The 23881-nt window shown below is 56.3% G+C and carries 14 protein-coding genes; 2 read left to right on the forward strand and 12 right to left on the reverse strand.

Features of this window, described 5'->3' with window-relative positions; all coding sequences use genetic code 11:
* Nucleotides 1-315: 315 nt before the first annotated feature.
* Nucleotides 316-2052, reverse strand: coding sequence for an alpha-L-fucosidase (locus QEH57_RS21615; RefSeq protein WP_309008875.1), 1737 nt, complete (start codon nt 2050-2052; stop codon nt 316-318).
* 322 nt (nt 2053-2374) lie between these two features.
* On the opposite strand from QEH57_RS21615, the gene QEH57_RS21620 reads away from it, so the two are divergent.
* Both QEH57_RS21620 and QEH57_RS21625 read left to right on the forward strand, forming a co-directional pair.
* Complete coding sequence (locus QEH57_RS21620) at nt 2375-4396, forward strand: histidine kinase (protein WP_309008876.1); 2022 nt, start codon at nt 2375-2377, stop codon at nt 4394-4396.
* A gap of 24 nt (nt 4397-4420) precedes the next feature.
* On the forward strand, nt 4421-5086 hold the full coding sequence (locus QEH57_RS21625) for a response regulator transcription factor (RefSeq protein WP_309008877.1): 666 nt from the start codon (nt 4421-4423) through the stop codon (nt 5084-5086).
* 32 nt (nt 5087-5118) lie between these two features.
* On the opposite strand, the gene QEH57_RS21630 is transcribed toward QEH57_RS21625, so the two are convergent.
* The 11 genes from QEH57_RS21630 to QEH57_RS21680 all read right to left on the reverse strand — a co-directional run bounded on the left by QEH57_RS21630 (nt 5119) and on the right by QEH57_RS21680 (nt 23821).
* Complete coding sequence (locus QEH57_RS21630; protein WP_309008878.1) at nt 5119-6501, reverse strand: glycosyl hydrolase family 28 protein; 1383 nt, start codon at nt 6499-6501, stop codon at nt 5119-5121.
* 133 nt (nt 6502-6634) lie between these two features.
* Complete coding sequence (locus tag QEH57_RS21635) at nt 6635-8179, reverse strand: hypothetical protein (RefSeq protein WP_309008879.1); 1545 nt, start codon at nt 8177-8179, stop codon at nt 6635-6637.
* 1 nt (nt 8180) lies between these two features.
* Nucleotides 8181-9056: a c-type cytochrome gene (locus tag QEH57_RS21640; RefSeq protein ID WP_309008880.1), complete on the reverse strand. Its 876-nt coding sequence runs from the start codon at nt 9054-9056 to the stop codon at nt 8181-8183.
* A gap of 6 nt (nt 9057-9062) precedes the next feature.
* Nucleotides 9063-11027 (reverse strand): alpha-L-fucosidase, encoded by a 1965-nt coding sequence (locus QEH57_RS21645; RefSeq protein ID WP_309008881.1) that lies wholly within the window; start codon nt 11025-11027, stop codon nt 9063-9065.
* 197 nt (nt 11028-11224) lie between these two features.
* The gene (locus QEH57_RS21650; protein ID WP_309008882.1) at nt 11225-12703 is read right to left on the reverse strand and encodes an alkaline phosphatase D family protein; all 1479 of its coding nucleotides are present in this window, start codon (nt 12701-12703) and stop codon (nt 11225-11227) included.
* Nucleotides 12693-15161, reverse strand: a complete 2469-nt coding sequence (locus tag QEH57_RS21655) for a sialate O-acetylesterase (RefSeq protein WP_309008883.1) — start codon at nt 15159-15161, stop codon at nt 12693-12695. The genes QEH57_RS21650 and QEH57_RS21655 overlap by 11 nt, the downstream gene beginning before the upstream one ends.
* A gap of 318 nt (nt 15162-15479) precedes the next feature.
* The gene (locus QEH57_RS21660) at nt 15480-17018 is read right to left on the reverse strand and encodes an arylsulfatase (RefSeq protein WP_309008884.1); all 1539 of its coding nucleotides are present in this window, start codon (nt 17016-17018) and stop codon (nt 15480-15482) included.
* 49 nt (nt 17019-17067) lie between these two features.
* Nucleotides 17068-18318, reverse strand: coding sequence for a sulfatase-like hydrolase/transferase (locus tag QEH57_RS21665; RefSeq protein ID WP_309008885.1), 1251 nt, complete (start codon nt 18316-18318; stop codon nt 17068-17070).
* Between the two features lie 71 nt (nt 18319-18389).
* Nucleotides 18390-19244 (reverse strand): alpha/beta hydrolase, encoded by an 855-nt coding sequence (locus QEH57_RS21670; RefSeq protein ID WP_309008886.1) that lies wholly within the window; start codon nt 19242-19244, stop codon nt 18390-18392.
* A gap of 202 nt (nt 19245-19446) precedes the next feature.
* Complete coding sequence (locus QEH57_RS21675; protein WP_309008887.1) at nt 19447-22233, reverse strand: GH116 family glycosyl-hydrolase; 2787 nt, start codon at nt 22231-22233, stop codon at nt 19447-19449.
* 70 nt (nt 22234-22303) lie between these two features.
* On the reverse strand, nt 22304-23821 hold the full coding sequence (locus tag QEH57_RS21680; protein ID WP_309008888.1) for a glycoside hydrolase family 28 protein: 1518 nt from the start codon (nt 23819-23821) through the stop codon (nt 22304-22306).
* Between the last annotated feature and the right edge of the window lie 60 nt (nt 23822-23881).

A 23881-nucleotide genomic window follows, 5' to 3' on the forward strand; every position in this document is an offset into this window, starting at 1 on the left:
GTTCTTTATTCATAATTTATGGGTTCGTTTATTTGATAACATTCTCCTAGTTAAATACAGAAATCGAAGGTTCAATATTGCTGCATTTTCCTAGGGAAATCTGGGGTTATATCATTTAGGTTTACTTCGAAAGCCGGACAGCTACCGAGACAATGGACTGAAGGCGTCACGCCTTTCGAAGCAAAATGAGGGCAAACTTGAGGGATAGCTTTTACGGTTAGCAATCGATTGGATCACCACCGTCTAGGGCGCTATGATATCAAATGGGATCCAATCCCGGCATCACGTCTTTACAGGATACGCGCCGCGGTTTCGTCAGCGCGTCGGACGAATAGACAGCAAGCTCAAGCTAGCCGTGTCGGGGTTTCCATCTACAAGGCTGACGCTGAGGGTATGCCTTCCAGGGGAATCGAATCGCAGCAGCCCCATCGGGTATCGATGGTAAACGTGCGACGCATTTTGATTGTTCTGCAGGATCCGGCCTTCACCGCCCTCGATCCTCCAGGTCAATCGCTCCGTCCCCTTGTAGGTAAGGTCGATGTAATAGTCGCCCGGCTCCGCCACATCGACAGTCCATACAGCCTTCCCGCCATTCGACCATTTGCTTACCTGGTTCATGTGCTTCCATTCGCCAAACTTCTCCATCCAACGGATCTCTTCCTTCACCGCGTTTTCGACCTCTGCGAACTCGACATACATATCGGACCGCGAATTGGGAAGCACCGCCAACGTTTGGTCCACCTCAGGGGCTCCGGAAAGCTCGACCTGGACAAGCGTCGCAACCTTGGATCGCTGGACATCCGCCAAGTCCAAGGCCACCCATCCAGATTTCTTGCGCCACTCCACCGGAACAGACTTCCCCTTAGCTACAACCTTTGCCGACTTGATGTCGTTGCGAAGGCCGGGGAGATAGATCAATTCGTCATCCGGCCAGTCGAATACGACGAGATTCAATGTATTCCCTTGCACGGTGACGTCCCCCCAAGGCAAGGCACGTCCCCAGGGCGACGGGTCCGCACCGTAAACGACGCTCGGGTTCTCCTGTATCCACCTACCGGATTCAAGCAAGTACTTTACCGCTTCCTCAGGCACCCTCCCAGATCCGTCCGGCCCAATATTCAGCAAGTAGGTTCCGCCACGAGCGACCGTCGAAACGACTCGCTTGAGTATTTCGTGTGCATCCTTCCAGTTGCTGTCGTACCAAGCGTAAGACCAGGAGTCGTTAGTGGTATCGCAGGACTCCCAGAGGCCATCAGCATTTCGCACCGGTACATCCATGTCACCCTTGCTCGCATAGTCGCCCATGCCATGTCCGATACGGCTGCAAAGCAGCGCATTTGGCTGAACCTCCGCAACATACCGAGCCAACTTCTCGGCATACTCCTTCGGGATATTTCCCGGCGTATCGAACCAGATGTAGTCCAAATCTCCATACTGCGTGCAAATTTCCTTCACCTGCGGGAAGCACTTTTCCTCAAAGTATTGGGCAAAGGTCGCTGGCGTCCCATCCTCGTTGACCTTCGGTCCTCCAGAGCCGCCCGGCGCCGTCCAATCCTGATTGTGCGAATAGTAGAATCCGAATCCGAGACCGAACTCCTCGCAGGCTTCCGCCAACTCCTTCATGGGATCCCTCTTAAACGGCGACGCATCCACGATATTGAAAGGGTGCTCGGACTTGAACATTGCAAACCCCTCGTGGTGCTTGGAGGTGATGATGATCCACTTCATGCCCGCCTCCTTGGCCACCCTTGCGATGTAACGCGCGTCGAATTCGCTCGGGTTAAAGTCAGCGGCGACCTTCATGTACTCCTTGGGCGGGATTCCCGCCACGCGCGGATTCATGATCCACTCCCCAATCCCGTAGTAGGTCTTTCCCTCCCACTTGCCGGCAAGCTTCGAATACAGGCCCCAGTGAATGAACATGCCATAGTTCCCGTCCCGAAACAAGGCCACGCGTTCGCTATCCGCAGCCCCTTGCCTCGTGGTTTCCCCACCCCACATCTCGTCCATGTTCTTGCTCCCAGCCAAACACTGCAGAGCAAAAGCAGCCATAAATCCTACCGTAAGTCTTTTAATCTTTTTCATCGAAATTGTTAATTCTCGTAGTCCAGCCCTGCCCTCGCTCCTCCCAACTGCCGCCCAGGCGCGATGACGGGCGCAGCAAGCGGCCCAACAAGATACGTCTTCATTCGCGGGTAAGGGATAAGGGTTCGAGGTAGGGCCGGGGCTCCAGCGCCCAACGACCGAAACGAAGATACCGCAAGCCCTCGATTCCGTTATCCCGTATTCACGTGATACGCCTACAAACTGGTTGATCTACCCTCCCTACGACGGTTTGACTCCCCCTTCCCTCGACCTAAGCTTATTTCCCGCAATGCCCCTCCCTTTCCCCCTTAACCCTTTCACCGCGAGGCCGCCCCTCCGGCAGCTTATCCTGCTGCTAGCCTGCTTCGCCATGGCCTGCATCGCCCACGCGACTCCGCAAGGCATCAGCAAACTTTCCCTCGAGGAACTGCAGACGCGCCGTCACGAGATCGAAGCCGAACTGACGCAGCTCGCGAACTTCAACCTTCGCGTAGGCATCGGTTCGATCTGCTTCCGTTCCATGCCCCAGTCCAGCGAGGACGCGCCGGAATGGGTGCAGATCGATTTCGACAAGGAGTACGAGATCGACCAAGTCGCCCTCGTCCCAGCAATCTGGAGAGACAACGAAAACGGCTACCGGGACGACGGCTTCCCCACCGAATTCCTAATCGTCGCCGGCAATTCGAAGACGCCCCACGGAACCATTATCAAGGAGGTCAAAGCCGGTCCGCACCACATACCGCGAGTCGCTCCCCTTATCATCCCCCTAGAAAACGTAACCGCATCCTGGGTACGTATCGAATCCAAAAAACTCACGCCGAGATTCCATGACGGAAGCTACATTCTGCAGTTCTCCGAAATCATGGTCTTCAGCGAATCCGACAACGTCGCGCTCAACCAACGGGTATCCTCATCCTCCGAACAGAGAGCCGGCGTCGGAGCTGCCTATCGTCGCGCCAACCTAGTCGACGGATTTCTTCCCTACATCATGGATGCGGCGCAGGGGACGAAGAGCAATCCCTACTTAAGCGGTATCGGAATCGGCGAAACATCCAGCATCATATTCGACCTGGTGGACGCCCACCCCATAACCAAACTTCGGATACACACCATAGAGCAAGCAGACACCGTCCCGCACGCCCTCCAACCAAATTTCGCTCTTCCCAAACGCTTCCTATTCGAAGGAGCCAACAACCCTGACTTTTCCGACGCCATCCTCCTCTGGGACTTCAAACACGAGGACCTCTTCGAAATATCGCCGATCATCACCAAACGAATCGAAGCCTCCCCTCCTGTCCGCTATATCCGCCTCCGCCAAATTGAACCGTTTATATTCGAAGGGTACGCCGACAACGGCATGCCACTCATCGGCACTCGAATCGGATTCGCCGAAGTCGAAATCTTCTCCCGCGAAACAAACGTGGCCAAAGGCAAACCCGTAAGCTCCAGCTTCAACGACCCTCTCTTCGAACGCCACCGCCCCCTCTCGCTTGCCACCGACGGACACAACATATTCGGCGAGATCCTAGGGTTCAAAGAGTGGCTAAACCAACTCGCCCGCCGCCACGACCTCCAGTACGAACTCCCCTTCATCAACCAAGCGATTGAGCTCCGCGTTGAATCCCAAAAACGAAACCTCCGCATTTGGACCTGGAGCGCCGTCGCATTCGCCACCCTCGCCGTATTCATATTCCTGATCGACCGCATCCTCCGCCAACGCGCCATCTACCGAACCCGCGAACGCATCGCAGCCGACTTACACGACGAACTCGGAGCCAACCTACACGCCATCGCGCTTCTCGGAGACCTCGCCCTTGCCTCGAAGGACAAGCCCCAGAAATCCGCTACCTACGTCGAACGCATCCGCGTCCTCGTCCGGCGCACCGGGGCCGCCGTCAAGCGCTGCACCAACATGCTCGAAACGAAAGGCCTATACCAGGACCTACCCACGGAAATGAAACAAATCGCCAAGCGACTCATGCCCGACCTCGAACACACCCTAGAAATCGAGGGCGAAAATTTTCTATATAAAGTAAAGCAGCGGAAGCGGATCGACCTTTTCCTTTTCTATAAAGAAAGCCTCATCAATCTCCTCAGGCACTCCAACGCCACCCAGGCCCGCTCGAAGCTAACCATCACTTCCAAAGACCTCTCCATCGAAATAGCCGACAACGGCAAAGGACTCCCCGCCCCACACGCAAGCGCCCCGCCTCGCTCCCTAGCGCGGCGAGCCCGGCTAATCGGCGGAAAGGTCACCTTATCTTCCAACGAAACAGGAGGCACCTCCATAAAACTGAAGATGAACCTCTAAGCCATCAGCCCCCAACCATTCTCAATGAGCAACACGCCCCCTACCCGCATCGTCTTAATCGAGGACAACCAGGAATACCGCGATGTCATAAAACTCGCCCTAGCCGAGGTAGAAGACCTCGAGCTAGAAGAGAAATTCGGCACCTGCGAAATCGCCCTCCGCTACCTGCAAGACCTCTCCAACAAACGCCCTGACATCATCCTCCTCGACCTCCGGCTCCCGGGGATGCTTGGTCTCGAAGCCATTCCATTCATCAAGGATTACTCGCCCAAAACTAAAATCATCGTCCTCACCCTCTCCGACAGCGAATCCGACGTCCTCAACGCCATATCCCTAGGCGCCTCCGGATACCTGCTCAAATCCGCCACCCTGGACGAAATCGTCAGCGGCATTCGCGCCGTACAGAACGGAGCCGCCACCCTCGACCCGAGCGTAGCCCACTTCCTCTTGCAAAAGCTCAAAAAGCACATCCCTCAAAACGCGCTGGGCATCGAACTCTCCCAACGCGAACTGGAGATCCTAACCCTGCTCGGAGAAGGACTCGTGAAGAAGGAAATCGCCGACCAGCTCGGCATCGGCTACACCACGGTCGATACCCACGTCAGGCACATCTACGAAAAACTCCAGGTTCGAAACGCTCCTTCCGCAGTCGGCAAAGCCTACAAGCTTGGGCTCTTCAACGACGAATAGCCCTCCAACTCAAGAAGTCTACTGGCGGGGGGTTACCGCTGCGTGAAGTCCTGCACGTCTTCCAGGATAACGCGCTCCCGCAAGTCCGGGGCTCGCGCGCTCAGGCGCACGTTGCGGAATTCGACGTTCCTAGCATGCCGAATATAAGCGCCCCACGCAGGTAGCGTCCCGAAGAAGAAAGCCTCCGGATACTGGGCCTCCCGCTCGGGAACGACCCTTGCCGCGTCCTCAGCCGTGCCGCCGCCGGGAAAGGAGATTTCGATATTTTCGAGAAGGACGTCCTCGATATAATGCCCCGGGATCCCAGAAATCATGATACCGCAACGCTTCGGATCGTCGCTCACCACCGTGGCCTTCAGGTTGCTGATATGTATATCGCGCACGATCCCCGGAGGCACGCCCTCCGATTTCGCATCGGTCGCATAGATTTGCTCGGTGGGCGCGTCATAGGCTCGCCCTCGATTTCCAAGGCGAATGAACAGCGGCCCTTCCACGTTGTTTGCCACGATATTTTGGATACGAATTCCTTCGATCAAACCACCGTCTACGATCATCAGCTTTATCGCTCCCATTCGCGTATCCGAAAAGTCGCAGTCCGTTACCAGCATATTGCGGAATCCGCCCCGCGAGGAAGTGCCCAGCTTGAAGGCCGAGGTGTGGCTCACCACCCGACAGTTCCGCACCACGAAGTTCTCGCACAGGCGCGTACTGGTGCTCTTGGGACAAATGGAATCGTCGCCCGTCACGATGTTGCAGTCCTCGATCAACACGTTCTTGCAGCCGTCCAAATCCAAGCCGTCGTTATTCGTATTCACATGGCTATCGATCGTAATCCCGCGAAAAATCAAGTTGTCGCAATCGATCATGTGCGTGCACCACGAGGCCGCGTTCTTTAGCGTGATCCCCTCGAAGGTCACATTCTGGCAATTCACGAAGCGAATAAGCATCGGACGGTCCCCCAACGAACCGTCTTCGAGCTTCACCGGAAATGTCTCGCGATGGCCGCGTCCATCGATGCCCCCCTTGCCGCTTAGCTTCACGTTGCTAGCGTTCTCAGCGAAAATAAGACATTCGTCGAAGGCTGGAGCCTCGATCGCGGGATAAACGTCTCGCGCATAGTCGTCAATAGACTTGCTACCGAGCAACTCCGTCCCCTCGCCCAAATGCAGCTCTAGGTCGCTTTTCAGCTTCAAAGTTCCCACCACATAGCGACCCGCCACAACCTTGATCACGCTTCCCGGCTCGGCCCGATCGATAAGCGATTGGAAGGCCTTCGTCTCCAAGGCCCGGCCATCCCCCACCAAGCCTAAGCGGCCCGGCGAGACAACGATCTCCGCGGCAGCGCGCACGCATACCTGCGCGACGGCGAGCGCGAAGAGTAAAAAGAAGAAGGACCTTAGAAGGGGAAGTTTCATGACGGGATAAAAGGTGATACCTGCAATCGAAAGCTTCGTAGCATAACAAAAGCCTTCGCGCCTCGACATCATCCGTTTGCACGACCAACGCCGATCGCTCTAGCTGGTCGAAAGCCCGCGTGTAACAGTCCTATCAATACACTTCGTGAGCCGTGTACCAGAAACGGTGCGACGAAATAGCGCTAAGCGAGGAGCTGATCTCTTGCGGCAAACGTATATCGTAAACGCGGTTCGCCACAGGCTTCTCCTTAAGCTCTAAGCGCAGCACCTTGCCTTCCACCGATATGCGAGAACAGGGAACCGTCTCCAGCTCGTACTTCTTGGAGCCGTAGCTGCTGTGATACGCGATCCGATAAGCCTCGACTTCATAATCCTCCACACTCGTGGGAGCGGCAATCGTATCGTTAAAGGTGAACTCGAATCCGCTAGGCGTCAGCCGCACCGAATCGACCTGCAAGTAGGGCTTCCCATTGTAAGTGACTCGCTTCATTCCCTCCCGCCCGGGCCAGCTCAGATGCGTTTTTCCAAGATAGAGCGTCCGGCCATCCTTCGAGTACAGCAAGCGGTTGTTTCCCATGCCTAGGTTTTGCGTATCGAGCAAGTGGGTACTGGTTCCCTGCAACTGTCCGCCCACCTCATCCGGATAATAGTGGATAAGTCGAGAATGGTTCATGTCGCCCAAGATCAGTTGCCCCGACGCGCCCCCGCTACGGCTAGCCCCAAAGCTGTTCCGAAACTCAAGGATCTGCGTCGGCGAATTCGCGCAGTCGCCCTGCGGCATGAGAGCCGCTGCTTTGGTCCGGAGAGATTCCAGCGTCTCGACGGGCAGGTTCGCCGGGATCGCATCCGGAGGATTATCGCTCCAGAGCAAGGACGCGGCATGGCCGTAGAACCCTCCCTCTCGGATGAGATGCAGCTTGGACGCGCCAACCCAATCGCCTTGATTGTCCGAAACCCAAAGCTGGTCTTTCGCATCTACGAATAAACCGTTTGGGGTTCGTAGTCCGGTGGCGAATACCTCCGCCTTTCGGCTACCGGGTTCGATTTTCAAGACGCAGCCCCGATACGGGACGCGGGCATACATTCGCGGTAGGTTCTCCTTCTTCTCCTTCCAATCCGGATCGCCTTCCTGCAAGCGGAAATCCCGCATGGTCAGCCCGCCCGCATCGTTCCATTCCCCACGGATCTCGTCGCGGATACCGGCGAGGTGCGAGGCCGTACCGAGGCTCAGGAAAACGTTTCCTTGGGAATCCTTAACCGGACCGAAAGCGAACTCATGGTAGTTCCCCGTCATCCCCCAATCGTTGGAGACGAGCTCGTAGAAATCAGCGACTCCATCGCCATCCCGGTCGTGCAAACGGGTCAGCTCCGATCGCTGCACCACGAGGATCGTTCCCGCCTCTTCCACGAAGACCCCCAAAGGCTCGTGCAAGCCCCTGGCAAAGGTCGACCACTCCTGGCTCGCTTCGTCGTAGACCATGACCTCGCCCCGATGAAAGCACACCACCAGTTGGCCAGACGCATTCGAGTCAATCCCTCCGATTTGCGGATCCACACCCTCCGGCATGTCGATGGTCTCGATTTCGTAGTAATCTTCCCAGGTAAACGCGGCTTGGACCTGGCCGGAGAAAACAATTCCCCAAACCGCAGCCGTTCCTGCTATTCGCTTCAAATTCATGTTATTTCTTTTTGGGGTTGTGCGTGATCGTGAGCGTTTCGCCTTCGAGTTCGCTCTTCGTTTCCATCTCTCCCTGGTCGGAATTCCTAAGGACATACTCAGGCAATCTCGGGCTTGCACGAAACCGCCTGACAACGGCATCTCCCTCAGTATAGATCGCCTCCCGTACCGTCGTTTTACCAACTTCGTATATGAACACTGGATACCCATTCCGATCCATTTCATAGCCCTTAAAGAAAACGGCTTCGTTTCCGAAAAGCGGCTGAGCCTCTTCGTAGACAATATCGCCCACCTTGGCCAAAGCGTTTCCGTTGCTTCGCAAATAGGGCCAGCGATCGGTCTCCCCCTGCGAAATGTAGCGCAGCCGACATTTATCGGTATCCCAAACCACGTTCAGTTTCTTCGAAGTCGGCAAAGCGATCAAAACGGACGCCGGTCCCGTCTGCGGCAAAAAGGTGCGTTCCACCCGCGGACGCCGAACCATGCTGGGATGGGCGGCTAGCGGATCCGCGCTCGGCGTCCTTACCCGCTTCACTCCAACCGAGACTTTCTTGATGTAGTCGAAAATCTCCGACAGCTCCTTCTCGGGAATATGCACCATGGACGGCATCTGCGGCATAAACTCCCGCTTCCTGCCGGGCTCCAGGCACCACTGGATGAAATCGGCCCGACTCTGCTCGGTATACAGTTCAGAGATCTCGACCAAGGAAGGCCCCACCAAGGCTCGGTCCAGTTCGTGGCAAGCCTGGCAATTCGTCTGAAAGGCAGGCGGGGCCGCGAGCTCTTCGCCATTCAACGGCGCCAAGCCAGCAATCGTCGCAACGCAGGAGAACAGTCCTCCCAGGCGAAGGTTTCGTTTCGATATCCATCTTTTCATTACAAGTTAAAGCTCTCTAATTTTAAGGTTCCGATAGGACACCGAATCCTGGTGGTCCTGCAGGAGAATGGGGCCCGCCCCTTCCGCGAAACCGGGAATATCGCGATACTTGCTCTTCGCGAAGCGCTCCTTCCAGTCCTCGGAACCGAACTCCATGCTCACCACCTTCTCCCCGTTGAGCCAATGCTCCAAACGGTTTCCCTTGGCAACGATGCGTCCCGTATTCCAAGCCTTGCCAGCCGGGTGCAAGGTTTTCGAATCCGGCGCCGCTGCGAGTTCGTACATCGAAGCGGTCCGGTGCGTAGGGTTCTTGTTATCCCGGTAAACCTCGTCATCAATTATCTGATACTCCAGGCCAAGGCCTTTCTCGTTGATGCGATACTTGACCCCACTGTTCCCATCGTAGCTGATCATGAACTCGAACCGCAGCTCGAAGTCGTAGTAGGACTTCTTCGTAACCAGATAACCGCCCCGCCCCTTCTTCTCACGGTCCAAGTGCAGCACGCCATCCTTCAATTCCCAAAGATCGCCAATCCGGGTAGCGGAATGAGTCGGAGCTCCGGTCCCGCCCTTCCACTGCGACAAGCTGCTCCCCTCCAGCAGGTCCACCCAGCCTGATCCGTTTTCCGAGGCGTTTACGAATTCGACATTCTCCAGCTTCACGACGATCGCGTTCGGCCAGCGCTTGTTGTTATAAAGCCGCTGCGCCCGCATGACTGAAATCTCAAGCCCCTGATCGCTCTGCCTGAATTCGGAACGCGGGTCTACCTCCTTCCGATACTCCAGAAACTTGCTGTTCTGCCCGAGAACCGAAATCGTCGTATCCGCCGTGGCCCGAAGCTCCTGCAAGAGCACGGTCTTACGCTCGCCGTAGCCCCAGCGCTTATCCCCGGTGAAACCCGTCATAATCGCATAAACCGACTTCCCGTCCTTGGACTGCGTATAATAGACGCCCTCCTCCCCGATAACTGGACAAGGACGTATATCATGTATCGCCTCATCGTTTACGAACATCCACAGAGCCAACTCGCGGAAGCGTCGCTCTTGCTCGAAGGGGATCGTTCCCAGCGGATCGGGACCGACGTTGATCAGCAAGTTCCCGCCTTTGGCTCGGGTTTCGACCAACATATTAATGAGATCGGTCCCTGACTTGTAGCTTTCGTTCGTCGGCTTGTATTGCCATTGGTTGCCCAAGGTAAAACAGGATTCCCAAGGTCCCGCCAAAGGCTCCTTCGGAAGCCGCTGCTCGGGTGTTTCCATCTCACCTCGGGTTACCAAACAGCGGGGCTGCTTCTTGTGCACGTACTGAGTCAGCTCCTCCATGCCCCGACCATCGAAGAAGATCACGTCAATTTCCCCATAATTGCCCAAGAGCTCGTCGAGCTGCTTCTTGTTGTAGTCTCCGAGTTCGGGATAGCCACCTTCGTCACCCATATGCCCCGTCGCGCGGCGCACGTCCACGCCGTTTCGATGCTGAAAAATGAAGTCTTCCGGCGAAAAGTAGAAGCCAACCTTTAACCCGTGCCGGCGACAGGCTTCCACGTAGTCCTTCACGATATCCTTACCGTACGGCGAGTTCATGATATTGAAATCCGTCGTATCCGTATCCCACATACAGTATCCGTTGTGATGCTTCGTGGTAAAAACCATATACTTCACTCCAGCGAGCTTCGCGATCTCCATCCACTCGTCCGGGTTGTAGTTCCTCGGATTGAAGGTCTTGGGCAACTCGTTGACGTAACGGTCAAGGTACGCCTCCGACGCGCCTACCATGGAGTGGCTGATAACCGACCCTAACTGCGAATCCATCGACCAATGCACGAACATGCCGAGCCCCCAGTCCATAAATTCCTCCTCGCGCTCCGCGTCGTTCAACAACGGACCGCGGCTGTAAACCTCGATCGCATTCGCTCGAACCGCCGCCCCCAAGAGGACGCCGACAGCGATAGCTAGCTTTATAGTCTTTCTCATACTTGTCGTTCTAAATACAGTTCTATCAATCCCGCTCTCACGCAGCGGACTTGCTTGGGGTTATTGGAATGGGGGCGGGACAGGACGATCGCGGACGACGCGAACGCTTACTTAGCCTAAGATACTAGCGCCTCGCCCTAAAAAAGGATACCCCCTTTTAATATGATCCACGGGATCCATGGCCACGGTTCCGCGGCTCATTCCAGCGCGATCGTTTCCAGCACCTCGCCCCGCTCGTTCACCAAGCGGAAAGTCGCCTGAGGTACGCCCCCAACTTCGCGGAATGCAAACTCGCTGAAAGCCCAGGACCTGCTGGGCAGGCCAAACAACTGAGCCGACCTGTCTTCCCCGAAGGCTTCGGGCCCCGGCACGCCGCCTAGGGTCGCCACCTCGAACTCATAGATCTTCTTGCCTCCCGGCCGGGGAATCGCAAAGCCGCGGGCGCCGTGACGGTCGCCGGAAAGCAGGACCACCTTCGATCCTTTCTTGGCGTCGATGACCTGGAAGATCTCTTCGCGCCCTTCCGTATCCCAGGTACCCCAGCTGTCTTTCCCGTTTGAAATATAGTCGCTCCACATCGTTCCGCTGCTGAGCAATATAAAGGGCGCGGTCGATTCCTCGATCTGCTGCTTTGCCCAAGCCATCTGCTCCGCGCCCAAATAGGAATTCAACTTCCCGCGCTCCTCATATAACCTGCAGGAGCGCGTATCGAGACAGATAAAGTCCACCGGCCCCATGCGCGTCTTGAAGTAGACCCCCTTGCGTCGAGCTTCCCGGTCCGGATTATTCCATTGCCTCTTCCAGATCTTACGCAATCCGTCCACGTCGATCGACTGTCCGCGAGAGAAGGTCCCGCTTGAATCGTCATGCCAATAGTCATGGTCGTCCCACGAGGTAAATACCGGAACGTTCGCCGCGAGCTGCTGCCACACCGGGGAAAGGTTGCGCAGCAGGTAGTCGGCATTGATCAATCCCCAGTCGCACTTGCGGTCATCGACCGCCGAGTCGCCCAGCACAAGCATCGCCTTGCTGCCCCGCTCCTGCACCAGCTTCATCAGCTCCGGCCGATGCAAGCCCACTTTGTGGAAGCAGGTACCGAAGGCGATCTGGAAAGGATCCTCGGACAGCTCCGCCGGGGCCGTCGCAAAGCTGCCGCTCCCGAGCTCCCGCCCCTTCGAGTCTCGCACCACGTAAGCATAGCGGGTATTCGGCAAAAGCCCCTCGCAACGCACCGACTGGATCCGCTCCGCAGCAGCCGACTTGAAGACCTTCGACGCGCTGCGTCCCTTGCGGGTCACCACTACGTCGACCTTATCCGCCTCAGGCAGATGCATCCAAACCGCAACACCCGTCGCAGTCAGGTCGCCCAACATCGGACCTCCGATCGTCCTGCGGCCTGCAGCGCGGCAAACCTCCGCAATCGCCGCCTCCGGATCGGGCCCCGTCAGGGCCGCCCGCCCAGCCGCATAGAAATCCTGTACCGAGCGGGGCTGCTCCTTAAACTGGTTCATGATCCGCAGATCGATTTCCAAGGTCCCCTGATGCGCCTCCTTCAACGAAACGAAGCGTGGGTCCTGAGCCGACGGCACGGCTGCTCTCGCCATCACGGCGCCCCCGATTCCGCAGGCGGTAAGGGTTATAAATTTTCTTCGTGGCAGTATATTCTTAGGGTTCATGGTCTTGTAACTTTGCGGCGTCATCACTGCTTGTGATCAGCCCTCCTGTATTGTCATTTTCATTACGATAAGCATGGACCTGCGGGACGTATTCCCCGCCGATCCAGCGAAAATTTCGGAACAGCGCATTCGAATCCTTCCACGCCGTTCCCTTGGGCATGGAAAACTCCAGCACGCCCACTTCGTTGATCGTGTCGCCAAGCGGCAGGCCTGTCTTTTCCTCCAAAAAGCGATCTCCCGCAAGCCTCACGGTTTGCCACTCGTCGCTCCCCTCCAGTTCCACTTCGCAGGAATAGGTTTCAAAATCCGAGACCCAGTAATTCTTGTGCAACTTCAAAGCGAATGCCTCCCCCTGCTCCGTCTTGATATCGAACTGCAAGGCAGCCCCCTTCGGCGCCCGAAACTCCGGATCGCTGGGAGCGTAGCTCATGGGTCCCACTCGGTCGACTGCCAGGGCAGGCAACCCGCCGGGACCAACGGCTGCGAAAAGGCGATGCTTAGCCCGCGCCGGGATCGGGTCGGTGCCTGTGGAAGCGTGGGTCCAGTCCCCGACTCCCTCCGCGCCGTCATAAAAGACACGGGACGGTTTCCGGATAGTCGCAACTGCTCCGATTGTTTCTGGAATCACCGCCTGTAGTGGACTGCTAACTACCAGGCCCGATCGGTAAGTGACGTTGGCGAAAGCAAAGAGGTATTCGCCTGCATTCATCACTGGAGTGGCCGCCACATAAGCATCGCCTCGTTCACTCGACTTCGCATGGCGCCAGTGACGATTAACGGCAAAGGGCGTTTCCAAGGAATAGAAGACCTCTACTTTCTTCACCTCTCGCCCGCGGTCCGGCTTTAGGACAAAGATCGGGCCCCCATCCGCTCCTACGCTCATTTTCGCGTCCGGATTTTCGGGCCAACTTCCCTCGCCCTTCAAATGGACGTCCATCCAAGCCGGAAGGGTATGAATAAAGTCAGCTCCGATATGATGACGGAAGCGCGGTGTCAGCGACCAAGCTCTCGGCACATCTGCTGGCATCAGCGCCAACGAATCTTCGGCCCGATCCATATAGCCGTGCCGGTCGTTGGAGGAGCTAAGAAAAAGCATGGGGAAGCGTACGTGGGGAGCCGAGGCCTCCGGCGCGAGCGAGGCCCGCCATCGAAGCTCGTTCTGCGTTGGCGTGTATCCAGGATGATCGATCGCGTATTTCGGGTCCTTGTGCGAATAGGTGTTCCACCCCGCTCCGTAGATGGCGCAGCCGGCTTTGATCCGCGAATCGAAAGCCAAATTCCACATGATCGTGCCGCCCATCGAAATTCCAAAAGCGCCCATCCTGCTCGGGTCCACTTCGGCTTGGCTTTCGAGATAGGTCAGGGCCCGCATCGACGCTTGGGTCCAGAGGTAGTAGGCATCGCTCCTCGGCGACGGCTCCGTAACCTGCCTGCCGACTCGCTCCCGATGGTTGCCGTTGGAAACCTCGTGCCATTGCGTCACCTTCTCGCGATTCGTCCACTTCCCTCCCCAGTTGATCGTCAGGATCGCATAGCCACGACCGGAAAACTCCTTCAGCCAATCTTCGTTTACCGTCTGGCCGCCACCGTGGATATGCAGCAGCGCGGGGAGGTTCTCGCCTTTCGCGGGTGCGGCATAAATGCCGTAGATCCGGACCTGCTTTCCGTCGAATCGCTCCCCGTTGAAATAGACCTCCTTGTAGGTGACGCCGTCCGCCTCCCACGTATCCAGAATCTCCTCATCCAGCGGCTCTTCCCGCGGATCGTAGCCTTCCCAAATTTCCGCTGGAGACATCACCTGTCCTGCCCCCAGCTTCGACTTGTCCCTACTCTTGATCAAACCAATCGCCTTCTCGGCAAAACGACTGCCGAGCAGCCGATAACCATCCACCGAATAGTGAAGGTCATCCTCGATATCCTTTCCCTTCCCGTTCTTTCCATCGTTCAAATCGTCCGTATCAACCCATTCGATTCGCGGATCCGCCGAGGCCACTTCCACTTGGACGTCGCGAATTCGTGTCCAATGCGGGTACTTCTCGTTGGCCATGTCGAAATCGCTTAAGCGGCCGATGACGACATTGATATCCTCTCGCTCCAGATCCTGCGAGAGCTGGTCAATCAATCCCTTCAGACTCGTAGCGTAGACCTCGCCGTGACTCTCCTTGGCGTCTCGCTCTCCTTGCATCCAGACAAACGTTACCGTCGTATAGTAGTCCCCCTTCGTTTCCGCTTCAACCGCGGCCATCAGCCTATCGTACAGGTCCCCGGGCTTTTGTCCGCCTTTATAGAAAGGATAACCTGTCTCTGCTGGATCATAGCCCACGGCGGGCTTCCATTTCTTGAACCAACGTCGAATAGGCTGCCCGCCCAAAGCATCCTTCACCACGGTAACGTTCCCTTTGCCAAACGCAGCCTCTACCGCCGGGGTAAAGGAAAGATTCGGATCTAGCCCCTGCATATTCGACTGGCCTGACAGAATGAACAAATGTTTCTCAACCTCGACGCCTTTTCCACGTGCCGCAAAGCTGGATACAGCGAGAGCCGCAATGCAGGAGAACTTTAGGAACAGACCGATCCCCGAAAAAGACGCGACTACGCATCGCAAGCCTAAGCCGACACCGTAAAGCCACCCAGCCCCAAGCCTGATTAATTGCATAAAAGGACCGCCACTCGCCAAGTGGCTTTTTCTGACTATTTGCTTCTTCATACCTTAGAGGTCGCATCGATTTCTCGAAGGACCCTTATCCCAATTCCATTACGCAACGTTCTCGTCATGCTACTTTAGAGAGTTCCTCCATGCCTTGTATTGCGCACGCAGCCTATCGAAACGCTCAGGCTCCGCTGCGGAAAGGTCGACGATTTCCGTCTCGTCTTCGTTTAGATTATACAGTCTCCAGACCTCCCCGTCCTCTGTCACCAGCTTGTATCCATCAACGATGATAAAAGCCTGCCCACCTCGGTTCATGTAGACCGCTTCCTGACGCTCGATCGGCTCGTCTTTCATCACGTCAACAAAGCTGTCGCCACGTAAGATTCGTCCAGATACCCCCTTAAACGTTTCCGGATATTCGGCTCCTGCAAGCTCAAGAAGCGTCGGCATTACATCCGACAAATGGGCAAACTTATCGGAAAACCGACCGGGGTTCCTGATGCCCTTAGGCCAGTGAAGGATCATCGGCGTGCGGGAGCCTCCATTATAGGAGCTGAGCTTGTGCATGCGAAAGGGAGTATTGGCAACGTTGCTCCAGTCCGCGCCGAGCGCAAAATAGCTGTCCAGGGCGCCTATCCTCTTCGGCCTCGCGCCCGACCCGATCTTCTCGGCGCCGTTATCGGAGCAGAAGAAGATCAAGGTGTTCTCATAAGCCCCGAGGGCTTTGAGCTTCTGCAGCACGTCTCCGATACGCTGATCGACACAGTCGATCATTGCGGCATGGGTCTCCATGACCTTCGCCTGCCCTGCCCGCTGCTCCGCGTCCATCTGAGCCCAATCAGCGTGCGTAGCTGGCGAAAGCGGAAATCGCTTGGAATCTAACAACCCAATCTCCTGCTGCTTTTCGTACCGAGCCCGGCGGATAGCCTCGTATCCAGAATCGTAGACACCTTTGTACTTAGCGATATCTTCGGGCCAGGCCTGCAATGGATCGTGAGGAGCCGTGTAGGCAAGGTAGAGAAAGAAGGGACGGCCCGTACTCGCGTCCTCCCACTCGTCCAGATACTCCAATGCCTTGTCGGTAAAGGCATCCGTAGAATAGAATCCTTTGGGAAAGTAATGCTGGTAATTCGGGTCACGCGTGTCGAAGGTTAGTTCGTCATCGGCCCAATAGCGGGTTCTTCCCTTCCGGCCGGGAACCGGTTCACCTTCCCGTTGCAGCCCAGGATTGAAGTGATTGCTCATGCCGTCTCGAAGCCCGTAGTAGCGGTCGAATCCCCGATCAAAGAGACTGACGGTGGAGTGATGCTTTCCGGAGGCAAAAGTGTGGTACCCCGCCTCTTTTAAGACCTGCCCAAGAGTCGGATTGTCGTAGCTGTTTTGAGAGGCAGCGAAATTCGAATCTCCCATCATAAGGCTCACTCGACTGGCTCCGCACTTTGCGTTGTTATAGAAGCGACGGAACCGCACCCCGTTCTCCGCCAAGCCGTCCAGATTGGGAGTTTCTATTTCCCCGCCATAGCAGCCGATATCCGACCACCCCATATCGTCCGCCATGATAAAGAGGATGTTGGGCCTGCATTGCGGAGCTTCAGTCGCATCTATATCCGCAAGTGCCGTTGATAGAACGCCTGCGACGAAAAGCCATTGATTGATCGTTTTCATGGTAATTTCTCCCTTAGCGAAGGCCTGAAGACCATCGAGATTCAGACAACTACGAAGCTCCCCTGCCCCCATTTTTCTGATACTCTAGATTGGTCTCCGGCATCGTTTTGATCGCTTCTTTGAACTTCTCGTACAAATCTCTTTGTTCGCTCGTCATCCTCTCCAACGGGATGGGATTCAACTCTTCGCGGTCGTTCACGATATCGTAAAAGAGGCCATTCCCATGCAGCTTGTAGCTTTGGTTATGCACCCAAATCAGTTCCTTCTCGCCTAACTCCGCAGGGATCCAGCTCCATTCCTTCGGCCAGTAGTATTGAAAAATCCATTCGCGCGGATTGCCTTCCTTGCCCACGCATTGCGGCCAAAAACTGCGGCCATCAAGTTCGACATCGGGCAGCTTCGCATTGCCAATTTCCGCCAAGGTCGGCAGCACGTCGGAAAAGTCGATGATATCCGCGCAACGTGCCCCCGCTGGGACAGTATCTGGGGCGTAGACGATCAGCGGCGAGTGAGTCCCGCGATCGTGCGGAACGCCTTTCTTCCCGTCCACGACCTCGCCAAACGATTCATAGGTCAGGACTCGGTTCGTCCCATTATCGGTACAAAAAAGAAGCACCGTGTTCTCAGCGAGCCCCATCTCCTGAAGCCCATCGACAATCCTTCCTACGCACTTGTCCATGTACTTGACCATGTCCTCGAAATTCTTTTGAGGATTTTTCCGGTCGCGGGCTTCGCTGTCAGGAGTGGTTTCGAACGGACCATGCGCGAGCAACATCGGATAGTAAGCAAAGAAAGGCTCACCCTTATTGTTCCCTATAAATTCCAAGATCGAATCGACACAGAGATCCGGTCCGTAGTCATCCTTTCCATACACGACACGCTTTCCGTTCACGTCGAAATCCGGCTCCCAATACCGACTCCCTCGTCCGAGTTTAGTATTCCACAGGAACCACGTGTCGAAGCCAGCCGCGTTCGTCGCCGTCCCCCCTTTGTCATCCAGCTGCCACTTGCCTGCCACGTGCGTTTTGTATCCCGCTTTCTTGAGCATATGGGCAAATGTGACCTCCGAAGCCGCCAGCTTGCCAAAACCAATGTAGTTGCGGATACCACTGCGCCCCGTCATAATCTTAACTCGGCTCGGCGTACATTTCGGAGTCGAATAGGCGTGGTCGAACGTGATCCCTTCCTTCGCCAATTGGTCCAGTCGCGGAGTCCATGACTCACGAGCGCCGTAGGCTCCGAAGTTATTATCATAGGCGATGTCGTCCGCCATGATAAGGACGATATTCTTCTTCGCCACGCCAAGCATAGAATTGGCCAAGGCAAGCACAACGAAGATCAACGCTGCCTTTCTATAAAATTTACGAGTCTTCAAACCGGCGCTCTCTGTTTTAAGTTCAATCCTAGGTTCTTAAGCCACTCACCACACTCCGGATACCAATCTACACCGTTCAGGCCGTGACCGCCGCTTTCTGAAAGCAATATTCGAGCGCTTCCACCTGCCGCCCTAAGAGCCTTTTCATAGGCGATACCTCCTTTCACGAAATTCTCATCGTCTTCAGCATAGACCAGAAATGTGGGAGCGACTTTGCTTCTCATAGGGAACTCTTCAGTCAAATCAGTCCCGCCATTCTCAGTCGCGAAATACGCTCCAGAGGCGATGATGACAAACGCGGGTTCGCAACTTAATTGATCTGCATCATCAATGGCGTCATAGGCGGGCGCCAAGTAGTTCTGGCTAAGACGGGCAACCAAATGTCCTCCGGCAGAACTGCCAAGAACGCCGAACTGACTCGAATCGACATTCCATTTCGCCGCATCGCGGCGGACCACCCGCATCGCCCGCTGCACATCCCTAAATGCCGCTTCGCGGTCGTCCGGAACGGTATACTTTAGCATGAATACGGTAATCCCTTGATCGTTCAGCCATTTGATTATCGGCGACCGGGGAGTCAAATGCACGTAACCTCCTCCTGGACAATAGAGCACCGCTGGCGTCGGCTCTGTACTTTGAACGGGAAAAACCGTTAAGTTCGGATCCTTAATATTGTGATACCGGATTTTCCCCCGATTGGTCACCTCCTCGTTGAGCCGGTTCTGTTCGCCACCGATCAGAGAGATCGGCCACAATCGGATCACAGGATGGTCTCCCTCAACCACCTCCTCTGCAGCCATCGCAGGCAACACAGAATTCAGGAAAAGCAAGGCAACGTATATATATTTCATTTAAATAGTATTATCTGATCCCAAGCAACATATCGAAACGCTCAGACTTTACTGCGGAGAGTTCGAAGATCTTCGTTTCGTCTTCGTTTAGGAAGAGAATGTCTGTTTTTCCCTGTGCGGCAGCGAAAGCGAAAGGCGCGGCCAGCAGCCCGCAAGAAACGATACAGTGAAAGATCTTAGCCATAATGATCCCGCGTCATCGCTACGAAAGCTTCACCGTAACCGACATACCCGTCTCCAGTTTAAGCCTTTCTCCCAATCGAACAACCGTCCGATCCTCGCCCCATGACACGCCCGCCGCAAGCGCTTGACCTCGATAAGTGACCTCAACCTGCCTCGGCCTGAATCCGATCGGCTTCAAACTTATCGTATTCAAGGAAAGACTACCCCAACGGATCCTCAGGCTAGCGCGCATCGAGCCAGCGCTAATTCGCTGGCTAAAGGTCCCCCAGCCTTCCGCGGCCGTGAAAGGCGCCCTGAAGTCCTCCGGATGGACTTTGGGGGCGAATCCGATCCGTCCCTCTGGGCCATGGTAGGCAAAGCCGCAAGCAGCAAGGAATACTCCATAGGAAGCCATGGAGCGGATGTAGTGGTCAGAGCATTCGATCTCGTTGTAGGGATTCCTCTTGGCGGCTCCGTAGCGGTCGTGCACCGCCTTCATGATCGCCAATCCTTTCTCGACAAGTGAACCGTCCGCCTCGCCCTCCGATACCATGTGCCCAGCAACTTGATACTCGAAACCGTTCATGCATTCGTTGAAGTATCCGCCCGGCCCCGTCCAGAGCTCCGGGTTCTTCGCAGGGCGAAGCTTATCTCCGGGAATAGCCTCCTTCGCGCCTCCCTTCGGCCAAGTAGTCATCAGCAGTCCAGCCTCACCTTCCATCGCATACCAGCGAAAGGCCTGCTCGATCTCGCGGTGCCTGATCGCGTAGGCGCCCGCGTCCGGCGCAAAGTTGTATTTCCAAAGGCTTTCAAGCGCCGAAACGGTTTCCTTTTTCGGAACGACCCGCCCCAGTCCGACTTGATGGATCCAGGACTGTCCGAGCAGCTGGTCGATATGGCAGCCCCGATTGGTGTTGAGATGGGCGGGAGCGGACTCATCGGGCTTGTGAATGAAGTATTCCCCGTCGAATAGCTCATCGACGATACTCTTGTAGCCACGGTCTAGAATGCCGCGGCAGCTCTCGGCAAAGCCTTCGTCGCCCAGTTCCCTCGCCATCGCTTCCCCCGCTGCCAAGGCCGCCAGGTACATGCTGCTAATCCAAGCGATCTTACCGGTCCAGGTCGCATCCAGCGTATGGGCCTGCGGTTCGGTCAGAATGCCGTCGGCATCCGGATCCTTGGCCATCAGGTAGGCAATCGATCGTTTCACTTTCGGCCAGATACGCTTCAAGAAGGCACCGTCCGCCGACATCTGATGCTCTCTATAGACACGTAGGATCGTGCCCGCTTGACCATCGTCCGCCACGAGCCCACGAGCATCTCCGCGATAACCGACCCCCGCCGACTCCTCGTTGAAAGCAATCCCATAGTCGACGATCTCCCGCCCCTTTCGCTCCAGTTCCGGGAAGATTCGGCTCAAGCCCTGCGCATAGTGGAAAACGTGGGTGCAACTGCCCTCACAACAATCCACCCCTTCCCAGGCCCACGGACGGTCGTTGTCGAACCAGTGAAACGTCTGGGTAGCCACGCATCCCAAGGAAATCATGCTCCGATCGAGCAACCAGTGAGGCAAGGTACTATCGTACCAAGTCTTGTTCCAAAGCAGCGTTCCATCGATCAACGACTCGGCCTTTTCCACCACATAGTCCGCGACCTCCCCAGCCGAATGAAACCAAGGACCGTAATGCCGGCCCGTAAACAGGTCCGGGCTGCGATCATACTTCTGATGGCGAGGGAAATACCAGCTGACCAGAAAGGTGACGACTTTCGAAGCCCCCGGTTCGAGCTCAAAGTACGCGCCGAGACCTCCGACTAGCGCTTGGTCCAAAGGCTTCGCTGCCGACTCCTCCGTACCGATCTCAAGTTCCGAGAATATGGTCTCAGGTCGCTTCAGCGTAACTGCGCTGCGAATACGCACTCCTTCACCCTGAAGTACCGTCAGGGCGCTCGAACCGTATCCATGCTCCGCAGCGATAGCGTCCCCTCCATCGATCGTACTAAGAATTGAACTACGGCTCGCACTCGCGCCCAAGCGATTCACGCGTCGGCCAAGAGATGTATCCGCGAGGTAGGGACAAACCGCATTCTGCAGCCAGCCAGCAAGTTCGATTTGGCAATTCCGCTCCGTGCGGTTCGTCACCGTGAAACGCATCACGGTCGCAGGCAGCGCCGAATCCTTCGCATTGAGCGGGATAAACGGACTGAACGCCTCCAGCTGCACCTTCGCCGGAAACGCGGAATCCTCATAGCTCACCCGCCCTACCGGATATTCCCCGCGGAAGGTCACCTCGGGAAACCCGATTTGATCGAGACTGCGCTCCAAAACTCTATCGTCCGACTTCGCGCGAATCGCGAAGCCTTGCTGCACCTTGGCCCCGTTTTGGTCGCTATACACTTCTCCCATCGAGACCGGCTTCGTGTAGTGTCCTCCCATCGTCATCGCATCCATGCGCATCTCATGCTTCTCGCGATGATAGTTGGACTTGAAAATATCCCAGTGCCAGAGACGCCCATCTCCCCCCAAATAGAGTTGCCCGCAACCGATGCCGCCCACCGGCATTCCGATATACCTTAGCTGTTCGCCCGAAAAGACTTCCGCCTCGCCGCGGCAGGTCAGCGCGTCGAGCCATTGCCGCGAAAACTTCTTGTCGACCGGGACGAGATGTCCGGCCAAATCATCCTGGCTGAAGGGGCCAGCCATTACCGGCAGTCGCCCGGCCCAGAGCGCCCCTACGGCAAGGCCCGTCGCCTTGATAAAATCACGACGCTGAAGCGGGGTAGACCGGACATCGCCTTCACCTTGGCAGGCGCTTCTATTCGTATTCATTTTTTAAGAACAAGCTTAGACTTCATCTCGCGCCGGGCACGGAAGGAACAACTCCTTCCACCCGTTCGGGTCAGTGACTCATAGGTTGCTCGCGAAATCCTTCCACATCCTCAAGTACGATCCGCTCGCGGGCGTCCGGCCCCCTGAGAACCAATTCGACGTTTCGAAACTCGATATTCCGGGCGTGCCGCACATAGGCGCCCCAAGCCGGCAGAACCCCAAAGAAGAATTGCTCCGGATAGCGGGCGATGTCCTCCGGCACCTCTCGGCGGGCATCCTCCTCGGTCCCATGGCCCGGATAGGAAATCTTGATGTTCTCCAAGAGAACGTCCTCAACGTAGTGGCCGGGGATGCCCGTGATCATAATCGGTCCCGAGCGAGCCTTTTCGCCATCCGTAACGCCCTGAGTGGTATCCACCTTGATCCCCTTGTAAGGGGCGGAGGCCGCCTTCACGCGATCTTCGATGGTAACCTCCGCAACCAAATCGCGGATACGAATATTCCTGAGGATACCCACCGGAGCCCCCTCCGGGTCAACGTCCGCGCCCTGCTTTCCACCGGAAAGCTCGCCCGAGTAGATGCGGCCCCGGTTCCCAAGGCGAATGAAGATGGGATTGCCCACGTTCTTCATCGTGATCCGCGATATATCCACATTTTCGAGACGGCCGCCATCGACGAGCTGCAGCTTGATCGCCCCCATCGGGCTATCGTAGAAATAGCAGTTCGTCACCTTCACGTCTATGAAGCCACCGCTCGAAGAAGTTCCAAACTTCAACGGGGAAGTGCTGCTCGAAACGCGGCAGCCCCGAACGATTATATTGCGGCAAGGATACTTCGAGCTCTTCAAGCAGATCGCATCGTCACCCGCATCGATATCGCAGTTTTCGATGAGCACGTTTTCGCAGCCATCGATATCCAGGCCGTCGTTGTTGTAGTTATTGTTGCGAAAGCGAACCGTGACGCCCGTGAAGACAACGTCCTTGCAGTCGACCAAATGGATTCCCCAAAAGGCGGGACGCTTATAGGTAACGCCCGAAAACGTTATATTCTCGCAGTCCACCATGCGCAGGAGGCGCGGACGGGTCAGGCGCTTCTGGGAGTTTTTGGCCGAGCGGGGAAACACCTCGTAGCTTCCCCTCCCGTCGATTACGCCCAAGCCTTCGATCCGCACGTTTTTCGCCCCGTTCGCATAGATCAAGGTGTGCGGCCCCCCTTCGCGCGGATTGTCCAAGCCCTCGGTGGGATAGTCCGCCAAGTCCTTGCTCCCCAGCAAAGTCGCCCCGTAGTCGAGCGAGAGCGTAACGTTGCTCTTCAAAACGATGGTGCCGATCTGGTAATCGCCGGCCGGCACCCACACCACTCCGCCGCCTTGGGCGTGGCAGGCGTCGATCGCCCCTTGCAGGGCTCGGGTATCCATCGCGATGCCGTCCCCGACCGCCCCGAAGTCCTGCACCTTAAAGCGGCGTTCCTCCACGGCAGAATCCTCGCCCAAGTAGAGCTCGGGCCAAGCATGGGCTCGCCAGGCGGCTGTGGTCGCCGCCAACGCAGCGAGAATTAGGACAAGGGTCCTACGGAGTGGGGTTTTCATAAGGCACAGGGGTCGGTAAAACGATCACTCTAGCGAATCTTTCGAAAACGCGCATCGTAC

Source organism: Pelagicoccus sp. SDUM812005 (genome assembly GCF_031127875.1).
In the GTDB taxonomy this organism is placed as follows: Bacteria; Verrucomicrobiota; Verrucomicrobiia; order Opitutales; family Opitutaceae; genus Pelagicoccus.